This window comes from Flavobacterium sp. P21, assembly GCF_050632225.1.
Classification (GTDB): domain Bacteria; phylum Bacteroidota; class Bacteroidia; order Flavobacteriales; family Flavobacteriaceae; genus Flavobacterium.
Window position 1 is genome coordinate 1850584 of record NZ_CP192585.1, and the last position, 24344, is coordinate 1874927.

Here is a 24344-nt window from a genome sequence, read left to right on the forward strand (position 1 = left end):
ATGGTTTTAAATAGCTTTTTTACAGTGTTTTAATTGAGTGTTAATTCTAATTGCACCGATTCTGCACCCAAAGAGCCACAAAGCTTAGATGTTCTAAAATAGAAAAAGTAAACCTTAGTTTTTTGCGAACAAAAGGTTTCAAGTCCAAGAAAACTCCTGCCCTTTTAAGGAACAACGACACTTTTAAATAACTCACTAATATCTGCGACAGAAGAAAAAAGAAAAAGCCTGGCGGTCAATTGAAGACCGTTACGGTTTTCCGTAAGGTGATGAAAGTGTAATTTGATACATTAGTAGCTGTATGCCAACGAAGATTTTACACGTTGCTGTGACTGGAAAAACAGGTAAATCTACCTGCTGTCACTCATCGATTTTAGACGACGTTTGTATATTTTAATCGCCGCGTCGCCTCCGAGGATAGTTCCAGTCGGCGCAATTTTTTACAAAAAGATTTCGCATTCAAAAATTATAACAAACAAAGCCGAATTAAATATGGACAATAGAGTATATTACGGAGAGTATTCTTTGAAGCATTGGATTGATTTAATACTCAGGAAAAATATAATACTGCCCGAATACCAGCGTTTTTTTGTCTGGGATGAAAAAAAGGTTGAAACTTTAATAAAAACTTTTAAAGACAAACAATTTGTGCCTCCTGTAACTATAGGCGCCTTTAAATTTGATCAGACTAATCAAAATTTGATTCTGGATGGGCGACAGAGATTAACCAGTATACTCTTGGCTTATCTTGGATTGTTTCCAGATCAGGTGGTATATAAAAAAACGATAGAAATGTTTGCCTCTGAAAACGATGACGAAGAGGAGGAAGATGAACGTCTTGATGATGTGGTGGAGTGGACCTTTGGCAAACTAACTGCTAAAGGCAAAACCAAGGAAGGTATTATCTCAGGTATCAAGGAAGGCAATTACAAAAAAATAAATCTCGATGTTGCGGCTGAGTTCTTTGAAAATACATTTTTGGGATTTTCTTATCTGGTTCCGGTAATTTCAGATGAGAAGCAGCAGCAAAACTATTATTCTTCTGTTTTCAGAAATATAAATATTCAGGGAGCACCTCTCTTGGCTCAGGAAAGCAGGGCATCGCTGTATTTTTTGGACAAAGACCTCGTGCAGTTTTTTGCGCCTGACTTTTTGAAGAAATATGTTGTAAAGGGGGTCAGTGGGGAAGCAAAACTAGACTTTGTCAGAATACTGTCCTTATTGGCTCAATACAAAAATGACAATGATTCAAAATATATAGCAAGGGGCTATAAGCCAAATATGGAAAAATATTACGAGGAATACATATATACTGTAGTATCTGACATCAATAGCCCAAAGTACGGTCAATTTTCCAAGTTTTTTCCTGGACGGAAGTACGAGGTACAAATTGAAAATCTGAAACAGGCCTTATCAGATTTGGAGATAAAAACGGAATTTCCTTCGATTATTGATCTGGATATGTTCTTTTTTGGTCTGGTTTATCTTATCGTCTTTCGAAATCGAAAGATTAACACTTCAAAAAAGTTGATTTAAAACTTGCAGTTGAGGCCGCAATAAAGGGCATGAAAAATGATCCCTCACACACTAGGGCGCCAAATAATCTGGGGCATTTAAGGTATCGAATATATAGTTCAATTTCATTTTTCACAGCCTATGCGACCTAACATTCATACTTCGTTTATCATTTCGCCAATTACCGAAATTCTGACTGATGTCGTTTCGGCGAGTGTAGGAATCGGTTCTGGCATCGAAACTTTCCCAATGTGCGATTACGTAATGCAGTCCGCATTTTTAAAAATGACAGGATTTCAGGAACAAAAACTCAAATGCATCTGCTGGGAACTGGCGTCTGTTGATTTCGAGTACAGATACGATTATAAAACTAATCCTGTAGGGGAGCGCTCCTCATATAATGATAAACAGACCCTCTATAAGGATCTAATCAGGCGACTTCAGAAAAGGTCGAAGAATTTTGAGGTGGCCAGTGATCTGGATAAAAATGGAATTCTAGACAGAACAACTACTGCGGTAAAAGAAATTTTTGCAGAAAGTAATCTTTCTATCTGGTCCCAGAAAAGTTTTAATGAATACGGCATGATATGGAACGAAATTAAAACCAAACATTTTGCAAACGATAATAATAACCTTTTCACGGCACTAAAGGATGGTGAACTTTCACTGCAGGTGATATACAGAGATTACCTTTACAGGTTCAGAAATAGGATTGCCCATAATACGCAGTCCTATCAGCAAAATCTTCCAACCTTAAATACACTTGTCAGCCAGAATTATAAATATGAAAATTATTTTATATGGTTTTCTACTCTTGTGCTAATAGATGAAATATTTAGAGAACTATACAGACTGTATTTACAAACGTATATCGATCAGTAAGATAGCTGTATATGAGATTGTTTTATTTTAAAGACAGAAACAAAGAAAAGAAATTAAAAAAATCAGCTAAAGATAGGAAGTAGAATCAGTGTGATGGGTAAAAGGCGGCAATTATGTCTTATGGCAGTTCAGTGCAGACTGGCTCTCTTCCGAATCACCGTTCTGATTTCCTTATAAGGCTTATCCATTTTATAAAAGCCGCATTTTATGTATTTTTATAATGTGGTGCAATTTGGCTTTAAAAGTATTTTAGATTATGATTTTTTGGATCTAGAAGCAACCGATAAAGGTGCTGAGAATTATTAAATAACTGACATAGTTCAAACTGTAAAATGTCATATATTAGCTTTTATTAAATGATTATAATCTTTTGAAAAATAAAATAACATATTTAGATAATAACGCGACAACTCCCGTTGATGGTAGAGTTGTGGATATAGTAAATGTTTACTTTAATGAACTCTTTGGCAATGCGTCTAGTTTGTATTCCTTTGGACATAAATCTAAAATAGCAGTAGACAATGCGAAGGCTAGTGTAGCTGAATTGCTGGACGTTGAAGCAGATAGCATTTATTTTACATCCGGAGCGACAGAAAGTGTCAATCTGGCCTTAAAAGGGCTTGCATTAAACCCTAAAAATTCTAAAAAACACATTATAACATGCAGTACCGAACATAAGGCTGTACTGGAAACATGCGAATACTTACAAAGTATCGGATATGAAATCGATTATCTTCCTGTCAATAAATTTGGAGCCATAGATTTGGAACTGCTTAAATCTAGTATAAAAGAAGATACACTTTTGGTATGTCTAATGTGGGTAAATAATGAAACTGGTGTCATTCACCCCATAAATGAAATTGGGAAAATAACTAAAGCCACGGGGGTGTATTTCGTCTGCGACGGCTCTCAGGGAGTCGGAAAACTACCTATCAGTGTAACGAGCTCTAATATTGACATTCTTTGCTTTTCTGGCCATAAATTGTACGCCAGTAAAGGCGTCGGAGGAATCTATATCGATTCAGAAATAACCAGAAATGATAAAATACAGCCTTTAATTCACGGCGGAGGTCAAGAAAGCAATTTAAGAAGCGGAACGTATAATGTGCCTTTAATTGCCGGATTAGGTAAAGCATTTGAAATTGCGCAGGAAGAAATGCAGAAAAATTATGATCACATAGAGCAGATCAGAAAATTGCTGGAATATGAATTATCAAAAATTGGCAAGACTTTTATTAATGGTGCGCAAGGACCAAGAATCTTCAATACCGTAAATGTCTGTATAACCGGCCTTGATAGTGAAGTTTTCATTGGGATTAACCATGATATTGCCGTCAGCAATGGATCAGCCTGTAACTCGGCACTTGTTCAACCGTCACATGTCCTGTTAGCAATGGGACTAAGTAATAATGATGCCATGAATAGCTTACGCATATCCATTGGTAAATATAATACTGAGAATGAGATTCACCAACTCATCGAGCGGATCAAAAATTTCATCAATTAATTGAGTATCTTCTTTATCAACTACACCCAAAAAATATATTTATAAAAAACTATTAACCAACAACTATAATGGAACTACTCTACGTATGGATTGAGAATTTCAGAAATATCAATAATAAGGGCTTAAATTTTTCCAATCAATATGAAATCAATTACGACAGATTGTCAAATAATTTGACAATTAACCTGTTTGACGGCAGTAATGCATTAAAAAAACGCTACCGTAACTTGAAATTTAAAGACGATGATATTAATTATCTTGAGAATTTCTTCAGTTCTGAACCTTCAGAAACGATATCTAATATTTCTCAGGTCACTGCAATTATCGGAAAAAACTCATCCGGTAAAAGCAATATTATAGATTTTATACTTACAGCAATAAGTAAAGGGCGAAGGGATAGATTAAGCCCCAATTATGTTTTGATTTTTAAAAAAGATGACAAACCTTATTTTTTTGGCAGAACTGAAGGCAAGAGTATTACGACTTCGAAAGTTAAATGTTTGGAAGTTGAATTAGAAAAAGCTGTTATTAACAGCGAATGGGAGACCATGTTCTATTCCAATGTTGCAGATAATAAGGAATATCTGTTCGAAGGAAGTACGATCAATAATTGTTCATTCGAAGCAATGAACAAGTTGCAGTCAAATAAGATCAGATTTGTCGATTCTCCAATTTTTAGTGACACTTGGCAAAAATTAAATCCCAATAACAATCCAGAAAGAAAGATCAGGTTCATTTTTAATCCAATTGCTTTTACGGAACTTGAAAGTGTTTTTATGGCTGACGATAAAATTGAAGGTATCATCAAACGTTACAGAAAGGCAATTTACCAGGAATCAACATCTAACTACAATAGGTTTAAATACGGATTGGCAGTTAATCTGCTTAGTTTTCTAATTTCTAAAAACGTTTCGATGGATGAATTTTTGGACGGTGTTCAATTAGTTGGACAGGAAGGAATGGCAGAAGCTATTGCGACCTTAAATCCAAAAGTTGTTGCCTTTCTAAACAGTTTTCATCACAGTGAAATTGAAGACCTGAGCGAATCAGATTACAGTTTGTACAATGATTTGCCGCAGGAATTGGAATCCCAAAATTTTAACTTTGGACAGGTAGAAAAATACAGCAATTCAATTCTTGTGGATTTTAGTGATGAGTTCAAAGATCTTATAGACGATAAACAAGACCTTTTCAATAATCCATCTCTTATATCGCATGACTGGTCAAAATTGAGTTCAGGCATGAGAGCCTACCTAAATTTATTTTCGCAACTATACTCGGTGAGCGAAAAAGTTAGGGGAAACTCCAAAAGTCTATTGATATGTATAGACGAAGGTGACCTATATCTGCATCCAGAATGGCAAAAGAATTTTCTAAATGATCTTATCTGGTTTATTTCACAAGTATTTGAATCCTCAAAGGTTCAATTGATTCTCACTTCGCATTCCCCATTCCTTATCTCTGATCTTCCAAAAGAAAATATCATTCTTTTAGATGATAATTGCAATCCAACCAGACAGCTAAATGAAGAATCTTCTTTTGGGGCAAATATCCATCAGTTGTATACAAAACAATTTTTTCTGAAGAACGGCTCGATTGGGGAATTCGCAAAAAGGAAGATTACAACTCTTTTGAATGACATAAAGGAAATGACCGAGGATAATGTTGAATTATACCAAAAAAGGGTTGATATGATTGGAGAACCGGTTTTACGCTTTAGGCTGGAAGATGAATTAAAAAAGAGATTGAGCCAATTATCAAAAGAAACGCAGATCAAATGGCATAAATCAGAAATTTCTAAACTGACTGCATCATGATTTTTATAGGAAGTATACCCGAATCCATACTCGATTCTCATTGGACCTATTTCACAGCATCTGACGGTTATGCAAAAATAAACTCATTTGCCGAAGATGAAGGAATTGAAGAATCCCAACGCAATTATTTTATCAGATTACGGGACAATCCTGATATTTTGAAATCCATTGTTGTCGGCAGACCGCATGAATTAAAAATAGAAATTGAACATTATCAAACAAATATAATAAATGAAATAGCTTTACTTTCACAGTATCAAAGTTTTTTAGCTCTCGGTACATTTGATCAAATATGTGAGCGCATCAACAGAAAGGCCGAGAGTTTTGTCGGAAAAGTTGAGGTCCTACGCAGGAAAAATGAATATCGTGACACTTTGGTGGGCTTAAAAACGGAACTGAATCCCGCCTTATTTCCAAACCCAAATGCAGGAGCAAAAATTCCCATTAATCTTTTAAAATCAATGTTTTCAGCGCTTAAAGGACAATTTACTGAAAGCGTAAAGGACTTTTATTCCAAGATTTACACCATTTTCAATTATGATGCCCTAATTGAGGCAAAAGAACCTTGGGGAGCCTATAAATTGACAAATGAACTCAATGTTAATGTATGCCCCTATTGCAACAGGAACTATATCAACACCAGCTATAACGACCATGGAAAAACGAGGCCCGAACTTGACCACTTTTTTCCTAAATCAAAATATCCGTTTCTATCAATATCAATTTACAATTTGATACCTAGTTGCCATATCTGCAACTCAAGTTTAAAAGGTGCTAAGGATTTTTATCTCGAACCGCATCTCCACCCATTTATGGAGTTTAAGAACGACGATTTCCAATTTGAAATCAAATATAGTGAAGACGTTATTGAAGAAATAGTCGCCGATGTGGATAGCTTTGAAATCGTTGTGACAACTTTGACCGAAGATGCGGACTTAAAAACCAGCATCGACAATTCTTGCAAGACATTTCTAATAAAAGAACTATACAATCTGCATAAAGACGTTGCGCAGGAACTGCTGTTCAAATCAGTTTATTATAATGAAACAAAAATAGATGAATTGAAAAGCATATTGGGCGACCAGGCAGGCATTGACGACAATTTTCTTAAAAGGGTAATAATTGGTACATATGCTGACAGCGGCAGTATCGGCAAAAGATCACTTTCAAAGTACTCTTATGATATCATATCGAAAACGGACTTGAAGAGGACTTTAGATTTATAATTAATACCGATTCCGTTTTTACCTACAGCATTTTATCTGTATTATTAAGAAATTGCTTAAAAATTAATATATTTATTTTAAAATAACCAATTAAACTCCTTATGTTGAAAGCTTTATTTGAATCCATATATAATTGCAAGACTGAATCTGATATAGACAAATTAATTTCTGTTGATACCCATCTGTCCAAGGCGGAGAACTGGTTTCCAATTGGGCAAAACGAATCAAATTTCAGTATAATCGAAAATCAGCAGTCTAACCCAATTGCGGCGCTCGTCGAAAAGGTAACCAATTCTATAGATGCCATCCTGATGAAAAAATGTATTGAGGCAGGTTTGGACCCTAAAGCTAAAAATGCTCCAAAATCAATGGACGAAGCTGTTGAATTGTTTTTCGTTGACAATAAAAATTGGGATCTGAACACTACCAGAAGGAAACAGGCTGAAGACATACAAATTATTGCTGACGGTCCCACCAGACAAAGTTCAGTAATCATTTACGATAATGGAGAGGGACAGCATCCCGAAAATTTCGAAAGTACTTTCCTCTCCTTGATGCGTGGAAACAAAAATGAAATTCATTTCGTACAGGGGAAATACAATATGGGAGGAAGTGGCGCCATTGTCTTTTGTGGCAAAGGATATCAACTGATTGCCTCTAAAAGATTTGACGGTTTAGGAAAATTTGGTTTTACACTTGTGAGGGAACATCCGTTGTCCAAAGATGAATTGGAAATTAAAAAAAACACATGGTATGAGTATTTAAAGATTGACAACAATATTCCGTCTTTTGATACAACTAAGTTGGATTTAAAGTCAGCTCAACCGCCAGTTTACCACCGGCACGGTGATTAAGATGTATTCGTACCAGATGAAAGGAGTTTCCGGTTTTGCCCAGGATTTAAATCAAAATCTGAATGAATTTTTGTTCAAACCTGTTCTACCGGTCTTTACAATCGATACCAAAGAGCGTTATCCTAATAACAAGGTTTTAGAAACTACAGTTTATGGACTGCAAAGACGTTTGGAAGAGGAAAAGGATTATGTCGAAGACTGGTTTTCTGAAGAATACGAAGACGTTCTATTCGGTAAGATGAAAGTAACGTGCTATCTCTTCAAGGCAAAACAGGACGGCAAAACCGTAAAAGAAACCAAAGGAGATATACAGCGCAGATTCTTTAAAAATAATATGTCAACTTTGTTTTCGATGAATGGGCAGGTACATGGACACTATACGTCCGAATTTATCACCAGAGGTCTGAAATACAACTTATTGAAGGATTACCTTCTGATCAATGTAGATTGTACTAAAATGAAATATGAGTTTAGAAAAGATCTTTTTATGGCTTCGCGTGATCGTTTAAAAAATGGAGCTAAAGCCGAAGAATTAAGGGACTATCTGCGCAAGAAATTAACTAAATCCAAACTTGACGAAATTAACAAACGCAGGAAGGATTCTATTGGTTTAGAAAGTGAAGACACATCCGAGCTTATAAAAAGTTTTGCAAAAAACCTGTCAAAAGACAGTGATCTATTCAAGTTATTGCAAAATACACTTAAACTTGAGGAGCGAGCAAAAGAAAAACCCGAAAAAAGCAGACACCAAATAGGCCTGCCAAAGAACAGGTGCCATTCAAACCCGAGCGCTTTCCAAGTTTTTTTAAGTTGCGAGCATAAAGCAAACAGTCCTATGCCCGTTCCAGTTGGAGGTGAAAAGACCTTACGCTTTGAAACAGATGTGGAAGACCACTATTTTGACAGGACTGATAATCCAGGAGATTTGCAGGTTAGTATCTTGAGGGTTAAACGAACAGATAGTAACGGTGGGAATGAAAAAGGAAATACAAAAGAACCCGGAGAGTTGCTGAATATCATCAAATCTAGTCCTGACAAAGGTACAATCAAAATCACATTGAATCCTGACACTGACTTACGTCAAGGAGACGAAATAGAAATAGAGGCAAGCCTGAAAGGTGTTGGCGAAGACTTTTTCAGGAAATTGTTTTCCTTAAAATCGTCGACCCTGAGCAGAAGAAAGAACCTGCTCCCGTGGAAACGGAAAGTTTTGATAACATAGGGCTACCGGAACTGGTTAAAGTTTCCAAAGAACAATGGGATGAACTCGAAATAAAGAGCGGTATTTCCATGAATTATGATACGGTTTTGGCTCCTGTAGCTTCTGGAGATATTCTGGAGAAAATCTACATTAATATCGACAGTAATGTCTTTCTCAATTATCGAAAAAAGCTAAAAAATGAAGATCAGATAATAGTTGCACAGAAGAGATATATTGCGGCGGTGTACTTCCATTCATTGTTTTTGTATATGATAACCAAAAAGAAGAATTACAGGCTTACTACTTCTGATAATACTGAGGAAGAAATAACGATAGACACCTACATCAGCGATGTATTCGACAGTTATTACTCTGATTTTCTGTTGAATTTTGGAATGGAGCAGTTGATTGGAAGTTTAGAGGATTGATTTTTAAGTATAAGAAAATTTAAACAGTAACACTTTGTTTATGTATTTTATTATCATTAAATTTTTATTCGGATCCGTATTATATTGGGTATAAATCTAACATTTGTCAGCATCTGCGTCATATAGATTTTTTACTAACTAATTCATAGTTGTCGAAAGATGTCCAATTTATTTTTCACCCATTTTGATACTAGACATGTCCCCCTGTAGTAAATTAAAAAATTTTATGTTCTGCCATCGTGTATTTCTATCATATAAAACAACTTGCACAACCTTCTCCTTCCGCATCTTCCAAAATGTCTAAAAGATAAGGCGACTGTACTTTTGAGTTTTTTCTTTCTTTACGTTTGATATACTCTTCTTTTATTTTTTCAATACGATCAGGATGAATTAATTCAGACAAGGATTCATCCTGTATCCAGGTATAGCCGTCTTTCTCATACTCCATAGCTTTCATAAACAAATCGGGATGCTGTTCATACAGCCAAACCCACTCAATTTTCTGCTGATAAAAACAAAAGAAGCGACCTGAGCTGATTCGCGCGCATAAGTTGATTTTTTGCCATTTACCTCAAATTCTATAGCTTTATAATATGCCGGAACCCCAACGCCGGAATCCTCCAATATTCTGAAAATATCATCCCTGACCAGTACTTCTTGATTATCTATCAAAGGGAATTCAGTTTCTTTGGACAATGGATATTCAGTTGTCTGCAGAAATTGAAAAACAGCCTGATTGTACTCCTTGATTCCAAGATCCAAGAGATTATTGAGTTTTTGCGCCTGACTGAAGTTAATCGAAACCTCCTCATTTATGGCTTCAAAAATTCTTTCACGCTTTTCGCCTAAATCACATGCTTCATAATATTTTAAAACATTATTGATATTGCTGTTTGAAAGAAATTTGGCGGTAACATCCTCGCTGAAGATATTTTTACGGAACGGAAAAATAGATTGGATATTGGATTTTTTAGATATATAGCCTTCTCTGTCTTCATCACCACGGATACCCACATAAGATATAACCAAATCGTCTCCAACAAATTTTTCGAACGGCTCCAGCTTCAGTTTTTTTGTGCACCAGCGTGACATATTTCCAGGGAGATAGCCATTGTACATTTTCACAAAATGATCAAATGGATTCAGGCTGTCGTCAGAAAGTACAGGAAGTCTGTATATTTCCCTGCCCAAATAATTTTCAAGATTTTCTATCAGATTATAAGTGTCATCAAGTTCTTTTCCTGTATCTGATGTATAATATTCTATATCCAGTTCCGGATAATTCTTCATCATGTATATAGCCAAGGCCGCACTGTCCTTTCCTCCAGATATGCCCAATACGTGTCTTACTTTACCCATTATAACAAGTCTTTTAAAACAGTTGTTACAGCGGCTAGGTCTATACTTTTATCTTTAGACAGCGACTGTTTTATCTTTTCTTCGAGATTCTCGACCTCTTTGCTTTTTCCTTTCGGAAGCCGTATGACCTTGTTTGCCATTCCTCCTTCAAAAGAGTTGATCTGGACATCCAAGGCTATTTCCTTATCTTCATCAAATTTAGTCCTTGAAATCCTATTTAAGCTGTCAAGGCTTAAAATCATATCTGCAAACTTATCATAGAGCACGAGTTCGTCATCATCTTTAAACTTTTCGAGCGATTTGCCCGTTAAAGATTGCGCTAATGAGCTTAACCATGCTTTCTTATCCTCTATTTGAGAATCAAGCCTTTGCACAAATGATTTTTGCGTGTTGAGCGGCAAGTGGCGGTGTAAACTCTTATATCTATTTTGAAATTTGATTTTGTACTGGTCAAACGGCATAGGCTTGTCCAAGTATTTATCCTGCAGAAAAGATTCAAAACGGTTGACCAATTCATCGAAAGAGTTGCGAATCTCTTTTATGGAATCCTGCAGTTGTACAATAAAATGCTCGCAATTCCGTCCTGTCCTTCTGTATTTTTGAAACAGAATAGCCTAATGCGACAGGGAAATCCTCAAAGAAAGACTGCTCCGGGTCCTTGGAATTTGCTATTGCCTCCCTGATTGCAAAACTTTCTTTTGACAGACGTTTGGTTTCCTTCGAATATTGCGGGAGTCCTCTATAAAACACCAGAAAAGGCTTTATGGTTTCTATGAAAGTCTGTGCATTACCGTTTTTATTTATATCAATATTTAAAAATTTGCGATAGCTATTGAAAATATCCAACTTGACGCCTTCAAGCACAAAAGATTTTACATCAAAATCTTTTGGCACTTTTGCCAATAGTTCCAAAATATCCTCATTAATGGTAGGAGTGTAGATATTTCCATTAAATAAGGCATATTCGTCCCTTTTGATAAATAAAAAAGTAGGAACCCAAAAGTCGATGAAACCTTGCTTGAGCTTAAAAGGCTTGTTGCTTAATATTTCTACGAATTCTGTTAAGTTTCTTTTGGCCAGCTTGGCATTGTTTAAAAACTCCACAGAGACTTTCCACAAATCATCAAAACCGTTTTCATTATGAGGCTCAATTAAGTTGGATGCATTATCATTACATAACTTTATGCCATTGTTTTCCAGCAAGGATAAATAAATTGTTTTCTCCGGTGGATATTTCTCTGCAGGAAAACCAAGCTGGGGAATATCCCAATCATTGGCCAAAGCCCTGAAATAATTTCTTTTTGCTGTATGGATAGATGTCGAGATCTTATGCTTGTTTACAAGCTCATTATTGAAGTAAGGCGTTTTATGATAAACCTTGCGGCAAATCTCAGACAGGAATGCATTAAAATCTTTTTGCGATTTCAGTTCTATCTGCTGTCCATCAAAGATCCACTTTACCGTCGCTTTACTTCCAAAAAAACTATTGAGTATCTTATGATTCAATAAATTTCTCTGGTGCAAAACAATATTTTTAAGCTCTATAACCGCGACTTTGTCATCGCGGTTTTCTTCTATAACTTTTCTTGTCTTCTCTATTTCGAATAGGAGATCTTTGATCTCTTTCGAATTTAAATAATAGCAATATAGAATTGCTTCCTGATTCTCAAATGAGAAGCTTTCAATATCGGACAAAATGTCCTTCTCATTAAAAATCAGATTAATGTAACCGTCCACATCTCCTTCGGGCTTTGCAGAAATAGGCTGTGAGGTAATTTTATATTCAAACAGACGTGGCGTTCCTGTCTCGAACATAGCTCTTTTAGCCAAGACGGGAGGGAGCTCGTAATTTTTGTTCAGCAAAGTCACTACATCTGTAATGTCATCGATTTTATTGCCTGCTTCGTAAAGTGCGGTTTGTATATCTAAATCTGTCCCTTCAAAAAGGATATATCTGTTGTTGTAATTTCTGTAAAGAATCACTTTTTTACCTCCAGATCCTCGATTAGCGCATCAGCGGCAGACAATACCTAGACTTTTTTGGGCATATCTTATAAGAAAATCACGATTAATGAATGAGCCTGCCTGCGCATTTATTGACAGCAAGCCTATTGTTTTGATAAGTTTCTCATAATCGGCCAAGTTTATGTCAAATAAAACTTCAGCCTTTTCTAATGAAGTCCTTATAGCTTTCCACGCACTAAAATCAGGATTATACCTTGAGTTAAGAAATGAAAAATAATTATGCACCAGAAAATCGTACACTTCAGCTATCGAATAGAAACCATCAGACAAGATACTGTGTTGGTATAATCCAGTATGATCTGTTGATTCTAAAAAAGAAAATAATGACCTTTCATTTTGTCCGTATTTCTGCAATGACAAAGTCAGCACGTAGGCAGAAATAGCGTCTAGGGGATATAATCTTTTAGCAATTCCGTTAATGTAGTCTTCATTAATCCTAAAAGCCTTAGAATCTGCCAACAGTTCAACCAGTTCACCAACAGTTCGTTCTTTCTTATTGACTGATTGCCTCTCTTCAATATGTTCGGATGCAAGAAACAATAACTGCTCTACGGGTTCATTAAAAGTAATTTCTTTAAATCTTCCTTTAACTTTTGTCCATTCCTGTCTCTGCGACGACCCAAGATTCATGGCGTAGGCATCAAAATTTTGATGCACTGTCGTCAATAATACTATATTATTATCCGAATTATTTGCAAACTCAGAGAGCCGCTGTATGAAGTACAGTTCCTGCTCAGGCTTATTCTGTGATGCATATTCAAGAAATTTGCCGAACTCATCTATGACAATAAAAAGCAAGGGGTTTTTCCTGTCCAGATCGTAATAGCGGTTAAAAATTTCAGAAAAGATATTTTCAATAACATTTTTATCATTCTTGATTTCAAGCAGATCAGCAAAGGTCTGCTTTAAGGACTGATATTCACCAATTATTTTAACGAAACCAATTTTCGGATCAGCAAGCATGTTTAATCCAAAATATGATTTATTTTTTTCAGGGTCTGCTCAAGAGCCCATAAGAACGAGCTTTTACCGGTTCCGTATGATCCGATTATATTAAATGACCTTGCCCCTTGTTTAAAGTCATTACTTATCTGATTACTAATTCGAATGGCATTTGGAGTAGGAATATATATAAGTTCCCTGTCCGTATCACGAATTATATTGGTTGATGTGGTGAATTTAGTTGCCATAGTAATGATCTAGTATTTCAAATTTATTGGGTTTTACTGTGAACTGTAGTTCTTTGATACCCGCGTGATCACTTAACGTTATACCGTATTTCTTATATTTAAGACTGTTAGTAGCTGAGTCTAATTTTTCCATCAATGCATTTTTCGTAATTGCAAAAACAGATCCGGCCTTGTTTCGGTCCTGAGCAAGAACATTTAAGCTTACAGATTTTTGAAAATCGTCTTTATCCAAAATTGTGTATAAAATAATTTCTTCAGGCAGGCTATTTCGGCTCTCATTAGGAATGGAATATAGAGAATTATGCTTCTTTTCTTCCTGTATTAGATTTAAGTCCGTCAAAAGGCCGGAAAAGGTGTCTTCCTTATCTTTTGCTTGGTCGGTTGTTCGGATGTACATTTTTGTCAATACCTCAAAATCCGCCGAAACGGTCTTCCTGTTGTACTGCGTAAATCCAATTTCATTTGCCTTCCTTTCAGCAAACACCAGGAAATTTTCTTTTGTAAACTCAATTTTCTCCTTTCTCAATTGATTAAATACCAAATCATATATCGATGCTGAGCCCTGAGCTACTAGGTGGTAATGCAGAAGCCACAAAGTAGCTTCATCTTCCAGATACGGGTCTCTGCCATTTGCAGAAAAAATATAATCCGCCAACTCAGTAGTGTTCCCTTCTTTGTCGATTAATGCAAATGCTTTCATCCAGAAATGTATGGCTGAAACCATATTTTTACCGACACCCAACAGAACTACTGCCTCGCTATCGCTGAATCTGCTTCCCTTTTTTACAAAATCATAACCTTTTTTCAGCCACAATTGCCTGCAATGGAAAGTTTCATGCCCAGAAAAAGTAAGTTTATTCAGTGGATTGGTCGCTGTTTCAGACATAAATTTCTATATTCTTTTAATTGATACAAATTAACAAAATATAAAAACAACACATGCATTATTGAGCTTATAATATTAATTTGAGCTTGATATTTTAACTTTCTTTTCTGTCCGGACCAAATAGAACATTTTTTATTGAATGCCTAATTTGACCGTGCAGAGGTACTGCTACAAGTGACTTCCGAGTAAATTGTGGAATATGAAAATGCTTTAAAAGTTAGGAATTAAAATACTTAAAGTATCTTACCGGCGTTAAAAAAACGTCATAAGGCTGGCTTAACTATTTTCAGCTGATTTTGCTCTTTTCGCCCGCTCCTTTATCTGATGAATGATTCTATTCATCAGATTAAATATCTGTTTGTGATATTTGGAAGCATTGTTTTTAAAAACGTTCATTTATAAAACAAGAAGCAACTGCAAGTCTTTCAGTATTTTATGTGGTTGGCTTTCAATAAGTCTTTAAATAAATATAATTTGACGATGAGGAGTTAGTTATTCTATTTATTCTATCAAAGAATCTGGTTCAATTAAAGCAGTTAGCTGTTGAAGAATGATTTTATAAATTTCAAAAGTCTGCAAAACCATCTATACAATATAGATGTCTGGCCGCATTCTGGCACAGGATCAATATAGGTAACTGAAACCTTTTCAATATAATCTTCGATTGCCGTTCCGATAAGGTGATTGATTTCTTCTATTTTCTGTCGCACCATTTCTTCCACACGCTCGTTTGCCAGTACTATTCCAGCTTCGCCTGATGCGTCGCGAATCAATTCTCTTAAAAAATCTCTTTCCTCGGCAATGCACTGCGTTATATGATTCCCGTATTCCTGCTCTGGATCGAAAAAATCATCAGGATCATTGTACTGTATAAATTCTGTTTTGGAATACAGCTTCTGCAAAAATCTCTGATGCAGGTCTTCGGTGCTCATGCCATTGAAATAATCGATATCCTGTTTCATAAAAATGGTATTAATTTGACGGAAGCGCGATTAGGTTTCCTTCATAGGGATAAGCAAATTCAGAAATAGCCACAGACTGGTCCAGCCAAGCTGTTTCATCCTGCTTTTTGAGCATGATGGGCATCCTGTGTTTATGGTTGTGCACGAAATCCATTAGTCTGTTTGCTTTCGTGGTTACCATGGTATATGTGTTTTTAATTTCATCCGTTACAGGGTCAGTCCATGAGGAATACAATCCCGCAAAGGTGAAGATTTCATCATCCTGCGAGTTGATCTGGTACTTATCCTTGCTTTTTCCCTTCTCATCATTCCAGTGCCATTCGTAGTAGGCAGATGCGATTATCAGGCATCGGTTATGGGTTATATTCTTGAATGATGCCTTCTCATCAATGGATTCAATGCGTGCATTGAGCGTATTTTTCCTGAAATCGATGTCTTTTGCCCAAGAAGGCAGAAGCCCCCATGTGTAGTCCGTTGTGATAAGATGCGGTGAGGAATTGAGTATCACGGGGATGTTAGGATGGGAGAACCCATTTATGAAATCAGACTGCAGAAAGGTCTCCTCGTTGTCGAGTTCGGCATTAAAGCGTCTTTTTAGATTTTCTATCGAGGCATTCTGCTGGGTATAATAGCACATAATATTCCGTTTTAAAGGCTGTTTTAAAAATGTCTTATCCTGATACTAATTTGCCCTTTTAAGGGCTTTTGTCATTTTCATGCGGCTTAAGTTTGAATAAACGATCTTATGGAATTATGCCCAATAGACATTAAACGCATCGAAAGACTTATAAAAGAAAATGAACAGCGAAAACAAATGCTTAGAAAAAGAAACAGCAGAAAACTGATGTACGGCATGCTTGTTTTCCTCTTTCTGTTTTTGCTTCTTTATCAAAATTAATTCATTCTTAGGATATTGCATAACTTAATTGTCAAAATTTCATTCTGTGGCGCGGCAGATTAATTTCATGATCCTGCGGATAAGGCTGGCGATGGGTGTCGCTGACATCCTGTTTGATATTGTGCTGTGTGGTATACCTTTTTTCCGAATCCGAATATCTCGGATCAGGGATGAAGGGCATTTTCGCCATTCTAGAAATGGTTATCGTCGGGAAATGATAGTCAATTTCCACTGTTCCCAATAGCAGGTAGCGACCTCCTCCCTGAAACGGGTTATTTACCAGACTGTCTGGGAAATGTGCCGTATCAAAATAGGCTCCCTCATGATCGATCCACGTTCCGAAATACATATTTCCCCTTTTGGTTGGCACCTGCTTGGTCGAAATCAGGTATGCCAGCATGCGGACCTGCTTTTTATGGTATTTTAATAAATCCCTGACCATCACGTCCCCGCGGTGTCTGGTCTGCGGCAGATCAAAAACGGTGCAGGAAACTGGAAAATTCAGCGACTCGATTTCATCAAAGGCATCCTCAAATATCGAACGCTCCAGAACAGGCGACTTGAACTCTTTGGCGGGCTGTTCAATGAGCATAAGCCCGCGGTTCTCGGGCTTGAAATTATTCATCAAAAGGCTGACCTGCACCAGCGGCTGATTTTTTGTTTTTCCGGTAAAGCGGAAAGCACCGATGAAAATAAGAGCCTTTACATTTTCAATGCCCATCGGTACCCTGTTTATAAAATCTTCGAGCGATTTATAATCACCGTTTCTCTCGCGCTCAAAAGCGATGAACTGCGAGAGTTTGGAATCCAGGCCCTGCAGGTGCATAAATCCCAGATAAATGTCGGCGCCGTGAAGAGCAGTTTCATATTGGCTTTTATTCACGCAGGGAGTATGGATAACAGCGCCGGCCATTCTGGCTTCATGGATGTAGATTTCCGTTCGGTAAAATCCTCCCTGATTATTTATGACGGCAACCATAAATTCAATAGGGTAGTGCACCTTAAGATAAAGGCTCTGGTAGCTTTCCACGGCATAGGAGGCAGAATGCGCCTTGCAGAAGGAATAGCCTGCAAAGGATTCGATCTGGCGGTAGATTTCCTGGCTCAGCTGTTCGGGATGCCCCTTTGCCGCGTACCGCGATAAAGAAATCGTCCTTTACTTTCTGAAGCGCGGCTTTTGAGCGTCCCTTCCCCGACATGGCACGCCTTAGGATATCTCCGTCTGCGGCCGAAAGCCCGCCGTAATGCAGGGCAATTTTGATCACGTCTTCCTGATAGACCATAATACCGTAGGTTTCTCCAAGCTCCTTTTCAAAAACCGGATGAAAATATTCAAATTTTGATGGGTTGTTATGACGGAAAATATATTCCTTCATCATTCCGGACTGCGCTACTCCCGGGCGGATGATTGACGATGCTTGCCACAAGTGTTTTATAGTTATCGCATTTCAGACGGCGCAATAGACCGCGCATGGCAGGGCTTTCAATGTAAAAGCACCCGATGGTGCGTCCCTCTGCAAGATAGACGTTTGCGGACTGTTCGTTTTTTGAGATTCTCGTGTCGCGGATATTGATCCGAATGCCTCTGTTCTGCTCAATTATTTTTACGGTATCATCAATATGTCCGATGCCTCTCTGGCTGAGGATGTCAAATTTATCAAAACCGATATCCTCTGCTGTATGCATATCAAAGAGCACGATGGGAAAATCTTTCGGCGGCATTTCCAGCGGCGTGTAATTGGTCAGCGGTTCTTCCGAGATCAGGATTCCGCAGGAATGCATACTGCGCATATTAGGATATTTTTCGAGCATCATACCGTATTCCTGCACCAATTTGACTATGGAGTTGGTCTGGTGGAGCTTCATGGGATTTTTGGCAAGCATATCCAGCTCGTCTTTCGGAAGCCCGAAAACTTTGCCGACCTCGCGGAAAATAGAGCGGTATTTGAATTCCACATTCGTGCCGCAGAAAGCCACATTCTCATAGCCGTAACGGTCGAAGATATATTTCAGGATCACGTCACGCTCTTTCCATGACCAGTCTATATCAAAATCGGGAGGACTCTTGCGGTTCTCATTCAGAAAGCGCTCGAAATAAAGGTCAAGCTCCAAGGGGCAGATGTCCGTTATTCCCAGACAGTATGCGATAATGCTGTTGGCTCCCGAGCCCCTTCCGATATGAAGGAAACCGCGACTGTTGCTGTAGCGTATGATATCCCAGGTAATGAGAAAATACCCGCTGAATTCAAGATCATTGATCACTTTAAGCTCTTTCTCCACACGCGCTTTTGCTTCGGCGTTATGTCTTCCGTAACGCCAGACCAGACCTTCTTCGGCAAGGGTGGTCAGAAGTGCAATGTCTCCCGCTTTATTTTTGGTATAATGCTTTTTGTTTTTCGGGCTTTCGAAATCATACTGAAAATTGCAGTTCTCGATGATGTATCGTGTATTCTGGATAATCTCGGGATAATCTTTATACAGCCCTATAAGTTCCGCTTCGGGAATCATCATATCGGATTTCTTGCGGCAGTCCTCAGGCCCAAGTTTAGAAAGAAGCTCATTGAGGTCAACCGCGCGCAGGATCCGGTGCAGGTTGTATTCCCTTTTGGTACGGAATACCACAGGCTGAAGGATAACCATTTTGGAAATCTTCTTTTTAAGCTCAGGCATAAAAAGCCTGCCGAGCTGGTCATGCTGGATGCCTATATATTCATTTTCGCTGAGCTCTGCTGGCGCATTTTCCAGCGTATAGATAACATAAACCGAATCAAAAGACGGAGCCTTTTGCGGAAGCGGAGCGCCGCTGAAATTATGATCGGTCAGAAAACGGTTCATCTGGGCAAGTCCTGCGGCATTTTTGGCTAGACCGATATAGCGCAATTTATGCCTGCGGCGGAATTCTATCCCGACAAGCGGTTTTATGCCTAGAGCCTGGCGACCTTTTATAAAATCATAAATCCCTGTTACGGTATTGATATCGGTCAAGGTCGCTGCCGTGACACCGCAATCCGCCGCCTGACTTATCAGATCATCCAGCGGAATGGTGCCGTAGCGCGACGAATGAAAAGAGTGGCAGTTGAGGTACATGATTTATTTTTTGCGTTTTAAAATTTCGTCTTTAGTATTGGGTTTGAAAGAGGCACCGGCACATCTCATCACGGCATCAAAGCCGTAACGGGTCTTCATTCTGTCCATCGCCTGATAGAGGGCAAGCATTTCTTCGGTATCATTGAAAAGGTCAATCTGATAGGTTCCTCTGACCAGTCCGCTGAAGCGTACGCCTATGAGGCGGAGGCGCATACGGCGCTGGTACAGCTTGGTAAAGAGATCAGTGACGGTTTGGGTCAGAATGTGATCTGCTGAGGTGTAGGGAACCCTTGACTGCTTGGTTTCGGTATCAAAATTGGCGTACCTTATTTTAACCGTTACATTTGAGGTGAGCCACTCTTCGGCTCGTGACTGATAAGCCAGTTTTTCCACCATGCCCTGCAGGATCCTGTTGAGTTTCAATACATCAATAGTGTCCTGAGAAAAGGTATGTTCGGTTGAAATGGATTTTCTTTCCGTGTAGGGTTCCACAGGAGTGTTGTCAATCCCATTGGCTTTTTTCCAGAGTTCGGTTCCGTTTTTGCCGATCATCTGCTCGCAGGGATTCGGCAGGCATTTCAGAGAGTGTCTGGATGGTGCGGATTCCGATTCGCGAAAGAAGCTCAAAGGTTTTCTGTCCGACCATCGGGATTTTTCTAATGGAGAGCGGATTCAAAAAAGACTGCACCAAGTGCTCGGGAATTTCAAGGTTCTGCTTCTGCTTACCCTCGCCGGTTCCGATTTTCGAAACGGTTTTGTTGACCGAAAGCGCAAAGGTGAGGGGAAGTCCCGTCTCTTTGGTAATACGCTGGGCGAGTTCATCTGTCCATCTGTAGCTTCCGTAAAATTTATCCATGCCGGTAATGTCCAGATAAAATTCATCGATGCTGGCTTTTTCCACCACGGGTGCCTTTTCCTGAATGATTTCGGTAATGTCGTGGGAAAGCCTGGAGTAGAGTTCCATGTCTCCTTTCATAATTTTTGCCTGAGGACAGAGTTTCATGGCCATGTGGATAGGCATGGCAGAACGCACGCCGAATTTTCGAGCTTCATAAGAGCACGAAGCCACAACGCCTCTGTCACCGCCGCCGATGATAAGCGGTATGCCGTTAAGTTCTGAATTTGTCAGTCTTTCGCAGGATACGAAAAACGTGTTCATGTCGATATGTACAATTGCCCGGCTCATAATCTTAATCATTTTATATCAGTCAAAATTATTACAGATAATAACAATTTGTAAAAATAAAATGTTCTAATTAATAACAAAATTTAAAAAGCCTTATTTTTCAGGGCATAAAAAAAGCACCGATTTAGGTGCTTTTTTGCTTTATTAAGAATTTACGGAAGGATCAGAATTATTCTGAAGCAGGCTCTTCGCCGGTCGGCTGGCCGGCTGTTTTCTTCATTAGAATGTAAAAATCCCGCAGATGCCACCATGCAGGGCATCGATCTATCGGGCCGTTAAAGTTTCTTATAGTCGAATAGCGACTGTTGAGGAAAACCTGCGTGTCGGTGATATTTGCCCATTCCGTCAATCTAACTTCCTTTGGGGGAGGATTGTTCTCAAAATGGCGTTTTATTTCTTCATGATTCATAGGGCAAAATTACTTAAAAAACCAGAACAGACCAAGGGCATGAAAGATGAAAACGCCCTTATAGGGCGCCTTCATCTGCAAAAGAGTAATAGGTATAAGGAGTCACGATGATGTGGTCAAACAGCGGTATGTCCAGCGACTTTCCCGCTTCATGGATTTTTCGGGTCATGTTTCTGTCGGCCTCTGAAGGCGCTGTTTTTCCTGAGGGATGGTTGTGGGTGATGATGATCCCGACGGCGTACGCTTTCAGGGTCGCCGCGAAAAGCAGGCGCATATCAACCACAGTCCCTGCAATGCCTCCTGAGGAGACCTCGTAGATTCCCAGAACCCTGTTGGACTGGTTGAGCAGCGAGCACTTTGAACTGCTCAAAGAATTCTATTTTGCCGGGATCCCAGCTGTCAAGAAGAATTCGGTAAGCATCTTTGGAAGAGCTGATATAAGGCCTGTCGGCGCTTTTTACTTTGGTTTTATAGATCAGTTCGATTTCTGATACTTTCTGCCATTCTGTGTTTTGATTTTGATTTTTCATAGCCGCAATAGTTTTAAGATTAATTACAGCACCGCTGGCGGACAGGGACGAGCGAACGCAGAAAGCAACGCAATAAAGCAGGAGTGCGGCCCTGCATTTATGGGGGAATTTTTTGCGGAGAACCGAAAGCCGTGTCCGAACTTTGTGATGAAATTGACTTAACATTCCCCAATAGCCCCTAAACCAAGATTGCCCCGTTAGCCTTAAAGTGTCTGCGCGCCGAAAAAAACCGCAGTACAAGTCTGCGGTGTAAGTATTAAAAGGGGTTAAACAGTAACGGTCTGCTTTTTCTGTTTCTTCAACCGTTTGGCAATCTCAGGCAGGTTTCTTCGGATAATGCCTAAAATTCTGCTGTGGTGTTTAGTAGCTTTATTTCGATGCCCTCTGCATTGGATGATTTCCATTTTTGAAAGGGAAATTTCAATGGTTTCAATAGGTCTGTTTTCTATCTGTGCAGAAAGGATAAGGGAATCTTTCTTTTTATAATATTCGTTGGTAAATACGCAGTGATGGAGCGTGTCGCCCTCGTTGAGGAAATCCTGCACACGGTCAAGCACTTTTACCGTTAGGTCATTATCGGTAAAAGAAAGTCCCAAGAACTGTTTTTTATCGTTTTCATAAATCGGCTCTGCCTGCTGTATTTCGGCGCGCATCTGCGCAAGATGCTTTCTTCTTTGAATATCCCTTTTTTTGGCAACAAGCCTGTCATGCGCATCGTCCAAGTTTTGGGGGCAGACAAGCGCAGGGGCGCTGAGGTCTTTTTTAAACCATCGGAGCAGGGCAATATAATCCTCCCAAATTTTGATGTCCTGAATTTTATAGCGGTGTTTAAGACAGGTTTTCACTGCCTGCCAGTTTTCACGCAAATGCTTGCTCATGGGAAGTCAGGTAATGTTTCAGCAGGGAGTTCTGCGCCGATTTTAAAAGTGTTTCTGAAACGGGGTCTTTCAAAAGTGCGGTAAAGAGTATCTGCGGTGCAATGCCATGCACGGAGGTCTTGAAACCGTTTCTTTTCAATATGGGCAACACTTTCATCTTAGGGTAAATCTTATAGGGATTGATTCGGTATTTTTGGTCGCCTTGAAAATCTTTCGGTCGTATTTCAAGAGGGGAATAAAATTTCCATTGGTCATATACCTGTGCAAATACATTAGTGCTGAGCGACATGGTTCGGACTTCGCCGTCGGCACTTATCCAATGTCGCATGACTTCCTTATGAAAATAAGACGGCTGAAAATTCTTTTTCATGTGTTTGTACGAACAGATGATGCGCACTACTTGAAAACCGCCGCAGGTCTGCAAAATGGAGAAGTATTCGATTTCCTTGAAATGCACCTGATTGTACTGATGCATTTTTAGTCTGCCCTGACAGGCAGTACAATTGATATACTTTTGGCAGGACTGTATTTGGCTATCGGGCTTCCACGAGTGGGCGCATTCCAAGCAGTGGAATTTTCCTCTTGAGAGCACCGCCCATTTCAGGAAAATATTTTTTTCCGCCCAAGACTGCGTTTGTGAAGTAATGGGTTTCAGATTACTGCTTAATTCAGTAATCTGTTTCTCGATGATGGTTTTCGGTGTCATAGGTCAAAGAGGGTTAAGGTTTGGGCAAGCAGGTTTTACAGGTTTTGGCACTTCGGTTTTCTGAATTGGAGTTTCAGATACCGCAGGAAGCGACCGAGAATAAATCAGCTTTTGCAGGCGGAGCGACAACAGCCTTGCGGCTGATTGGTGGAGGAACACCGATTGAATCATCGGTATAGTATTTGACAGCCATGTCATAGATTTCCTGATTATCAAAAGCGCAAGCATCCTGTTTTTTTGACCTCTCCGAAAATGTAATTGAAACAGCTTTCTAGGTTTTTGGAATGCTTGGCAAAGGCAGGCGCAAAAGCAGTATCGTTCTGCGCCTTATCAATCAGGTATTTCTCCATTACGGATTTGAATTGTTCTGTAGCTTTCATAAGAGAAGATTTAAGATTAAACTGTTATTCAAAAAGCCTTGAATAGAGGTCATAGCAGTATTCTTCAAAGCAGAGCCAGCATACAAAAGTGTAGTGAGGGGCTTGGAATCGGTTTTCAATCGCTTCGCCAACTGCCTCTTCGAGTTCGGTTCTGATATTTTCAAGGTCATCGATATGCTCGATGTAAAATTCCTTGCAGTCGGCGTGGTAGATAAATTCGGAAATCATACCGCTCACGCGACCCCTTCTGCTGCAGGTCAAGAAAGAATGATTTCAGTTGCTCTCTTTTTTTCCGTTATAGGAAGTGATGCTTTTGAGGATTATCCCATTAAAGGCACCGGCTACACGGTATTCGCTGTAGTTGGATTTTGATAAGGCTTGCATAATATTGTCTTTAGGCGTGTATAAAAAATAAATG

22 protein-coding genes and 3 pseudogenes are annotated in these 24344 nt (G+C 38.9%); 9 read left to right on the plus strand and 16 right to left on the minus strand.

Annotated features, from left to right (window positions below; genetic code table 11):
- Positions 1-492 precede the first annotated feature (492 nt).
- The 8 genes from ACQ9BO_RS09130 (at position 493) to ACQ9BO_RS09165 (ending at position 9430) form a co-directional block, all read left to right on the plus strand.
- Positions 493-1536: a DUF262 domain-containing protein gene (locus tag ACQ9BO_RS09130; protein WP_431244455.1), complete on the plus strand. Its 1044-nt coding sequence runs from the start codon at positions 493-495 to the stop codon at positions 1534-1536.
- A gap of 120 nt (positions 1537-1656) precedes the next feature.
- On the plus strand, positions 1657-2397 hold the full coding sequence (locus ACQ9BO_RS09135) for a hypothetical protein (RefSeq protein ID WP_431244456.1): 741 nt from the start codon (positions 1657-1659) through the stop codon (positions 2395-2397).
- 370 nt (positions 2398-2767) lie between these two features.
- A complete protein-coding gene (locus ACQ9BO_RS09140; RefSeq protein WP_431244457.1) occupies positions 2768-3904 on the plus strand; it encodes a cysteine desulfurase family protein in 1137 nt (378 codons plus the stop codon).
- A 68-nt stretch (positions 3905-3972) separates the two neighbouring features.
- On the plus strand, positions 3973-5721 hold the full coding sequence (locus tag ACQ9BO_RS09145; protein ID WP_431244458.1) for an AAA family ATPase: 1749 nt from the start codon (positions 3973-3975) through the stop codon (positions 5719-5721).
- Entirely contained in the window at positions 5718-6947 is a 1230-nt protein-coding gene (locus tag ACQ9BO_RS09150) for a hypothetical protein (protein ID WP_431244459.1), read from the plus strand. Before ACQ9BO_RS09145 ends, ACQ9BO_RS09150 begins: the two co-directional genes overlap by 4 nt.
- 101 nt (positions 6948-7048) lie before the next feature.
- The gene (locus ACQ9BO_RS09155) at positions 7049-7801 is read left to right on the plus strand and encodes a hypothetical protein (protein ID WP_431244460.1); all 753 of its coding nucleotides are present in this window, start codon (positions 7049-7051) and stop codon (positions 7799-7801) included.
- A gap of 16 nt (positions 7802-7817) precedes the next feature.
- On the plus strand, positions 7818-9023 hold the full coding sequence (locus ACQ9BO_RS09160) for a hypothetical protein (RefSeq protein WP_431244461.1): 1206 nt from the start codon (positions 7818-7820) through the stop codon (positions 9021-9023).
- The gene (locus tag ACQ9BO_RS09165) at positions 8996-9430 is read left to right on the plus strand and encodes a hypothetical protein (RefSeq protein WP_431244462.1); all 435 of its coding nucleotides are present in this window, start codon (positions 8996-8998) and stop codon (positions 9428-9430) included. The genes ACQ9BO_RS09160 and ACQ9BO_RS09165 overlap by 28 nt, the downstream gene beginning before the upstream one ends.
- Positions 9431-9680: 250 nt before the next feature.
- Here ACQ9BO_RS09165 and ACQ9BO_RS09170 read toward each other — a convergent pair whose 3' ends face one another.
- The 14 genes and pseudogenes from ACQ9BO_RS09170 to ACQ9BO_RS09235 all read right to left on the minus strand — a co-directional run bounded on the left by ACQ9BO_RS09170 (position 9681) and on the right by ACQ9BO_RS09235 (position 23546).
- Positions 9681-9887, minus strand: a complete 207-nt coding sequence (locus tag ACQ9BO_RS09170; protein WP_431244463.1) for a hypothetical protein — start codon at positions 9885-9887, stop codon at positions 9681-9683.
- A complete protein-coding gene (locus ACQ9BO_RS09175) occupies positions 9884-10789 on the minus strand; it encodes a phosphoadenosine phosphosulfate reductase family protein (protein ID WP_431244464.1) in 906 nt (301 codons plus the stop codon). The genes ACQ9BO_RS09170 and ACQ9BO_RS09175 overlap by 4 nt, the downstream gene beginning before the upstream one ends.
- Positions 10789-11262, minus strand: a complete 474-nt coding sequence (locus ACQ9BO_RS09180; protein ID WP_431244465.1) for a hypothetical protein — start codon at positions 11260-11262, stop codon at positions 10789-10791. The genes ACQ9BO_RS09175 and ACQ9BO_RS09180 overlap by 1 nt, the downstream gene beginning before the upstream one ends.
- Positions 11263-11302: 40 nt before the next feature.
- Positions 11303-12772: a hypothetical protein gene (locus tag ACQ9BO_RS09185; protein WP_431244466.1), complete on the minus strand. Its 1470-nt coding sequence runs from the start codon at positions 12770-12772 to the stop codon at positions 11303-11305.
- 30 nt (positions 12773-12802) lie between these two features.
- The gene (locus ACQ9BO_RS09190) at positions 12803-13777 is read right to left on the minus strand and encodes a hypothetical protein (RefSeq protein WP_431244467.1); all 975 of its coding nucleotides are present in this window, start codon (positions 13775-13777) and stop codon (positions 12803-12805) included.
- 216 nt (positions 13778-13993) lie between these two features.
- A complete protein-coding gene (locus tag ACQ9BO_RS09195) occupies positions 13994-14890 on the minus strand; it encodes a DUF4007 family protein (protein ID WP_431244468.1) in 897 nt (298 codons plus the stop codon).
- A gap of 536 nt (positions 14891-15426) precedes the next feature.
- Complete coding sequence (locus ACQ9BO_RS09200) at positions 15427-15852, minus strand: hypothetical protein (RefSeq protein ID WP_431244469.1); 426 nt, start codon at positions 15850-15852, stop codon at positions 15427-15429.
- A 10-nt stretch (positions 15853-15862) separates the two neighbouring features.
- A complete protein-coding gene (locus ACQ9BO_RS09205) occupies positions 15863-16489 on the minus strand; it encodes an SOS response-associated peptidase (protein ID WP_431244470.1) in 627 nt (208 codons plus the stop codon).
- Positions 16490-16781: 292 nt separating this feature from the next.
- Positions 16782-19837, minus strand: a pseudogene (locus ACQ9BO_RS09210) (DNA polymerase III subunit alpha).
- Positions 19838-19840: 3 nt separating this feature from the next.
- Positions 19841-21023, minus strand: a pseudogene (gene dinB / locus ACQ9BO_RS09215) (DNA polymerase IV).
- 169 nt (positions 21024-21192) lie between these two features.
- Entirely contained in the window at positions 21193-21432 is a 240-nt protein-coding gene (locus ACQ9BO_RS09220; protein ID WP_431244471.1) for a DUF6965 family protein, read from the minus strand.
- A gap of 58 nt (positions 21433-21490) precedes the next feature.
- Positions 21491-21962 (minus strand): annotated as a pseudogene (locus tag ACQ9BO_RS09225) (JAB domain-containing protein).
- Between the two features lie 266 nt (positions 21963-22228).
- The gene (locus ACQ9BO_RS09230; protein WP_431244472.1) at positions 22229-22840 is read right to left on the minus strand and encodes a PcfJ domain-containing protein; all 612 of its coding nucleotides are present in this window, start codon (positions 22838-22840) and stop codon (positions 22229-22231) included.
- On the minus strand, positions 22821-23546 hold the full coding sequence (locus ACQ9BO_RS09235; RefSeq protein WP_431244473.1) for a hypothetical protein: 726 nt from the start codon (positions 23544-23546) through the stop codon (positions 22821-22823). The genes ACQ9BO_RS09230 and ACQ9BO_RS09235 overlap by 20 nt, the downstream gene beginning before the upstream one ends.
- Before the next feature lie 20 nt (positions 23547-23566).
- Between ACQ9BO_RS09235 and ACQ9BO_RS09240 the strand changes: the two genes are divergently transcribed.
- A complete protein-coding gene (locus ACQ9BO_RS09240; protein ID WP_431244474.1) occupies positions 23567-23725 on the plus strand; it encodes a hypothetical protein in 159 nt (52 codons plus the stop codon).
- 33 nt (positions 23726-23758) lie between these two features.
- On the opposite strand, the gene ACQ9BO_RS09245 is transcribed toward ACQ9BO_RS09240, so the two are convergent.
- Together ACQ9BO_RS09245 and ACQ9BO_RS09250 are read right to left on the minus strand one after the other, a co-directional pair.
- The gene (locus ACQ9BO_RS09245) at positions 23759-23926 is read right to left on the minus strand and encodes a Cas9 inhibitor AcrIIA9 family protein (RefSeq protein WP_431244475.1); all 168 of its coding nucleotides are present in this window, start codon (positions 23924-23926) and stop codon (positions 23759-23761) included.
- Positions 23927-23950: 24 nt separating this feature from the next.
- On the minus strand, positions 23951-24154 hold the full coding sequence (locus ACQ9BO_RS09250; RefSeq protein WP_431245093.1) for a DUF7222 domain-containing protein: 204 nt from the start codon (positions 24152-24154) through the stop codon (positions 23951-23953).
- Positions 24155-24344 lie beyond the last annotated feature (190 nt).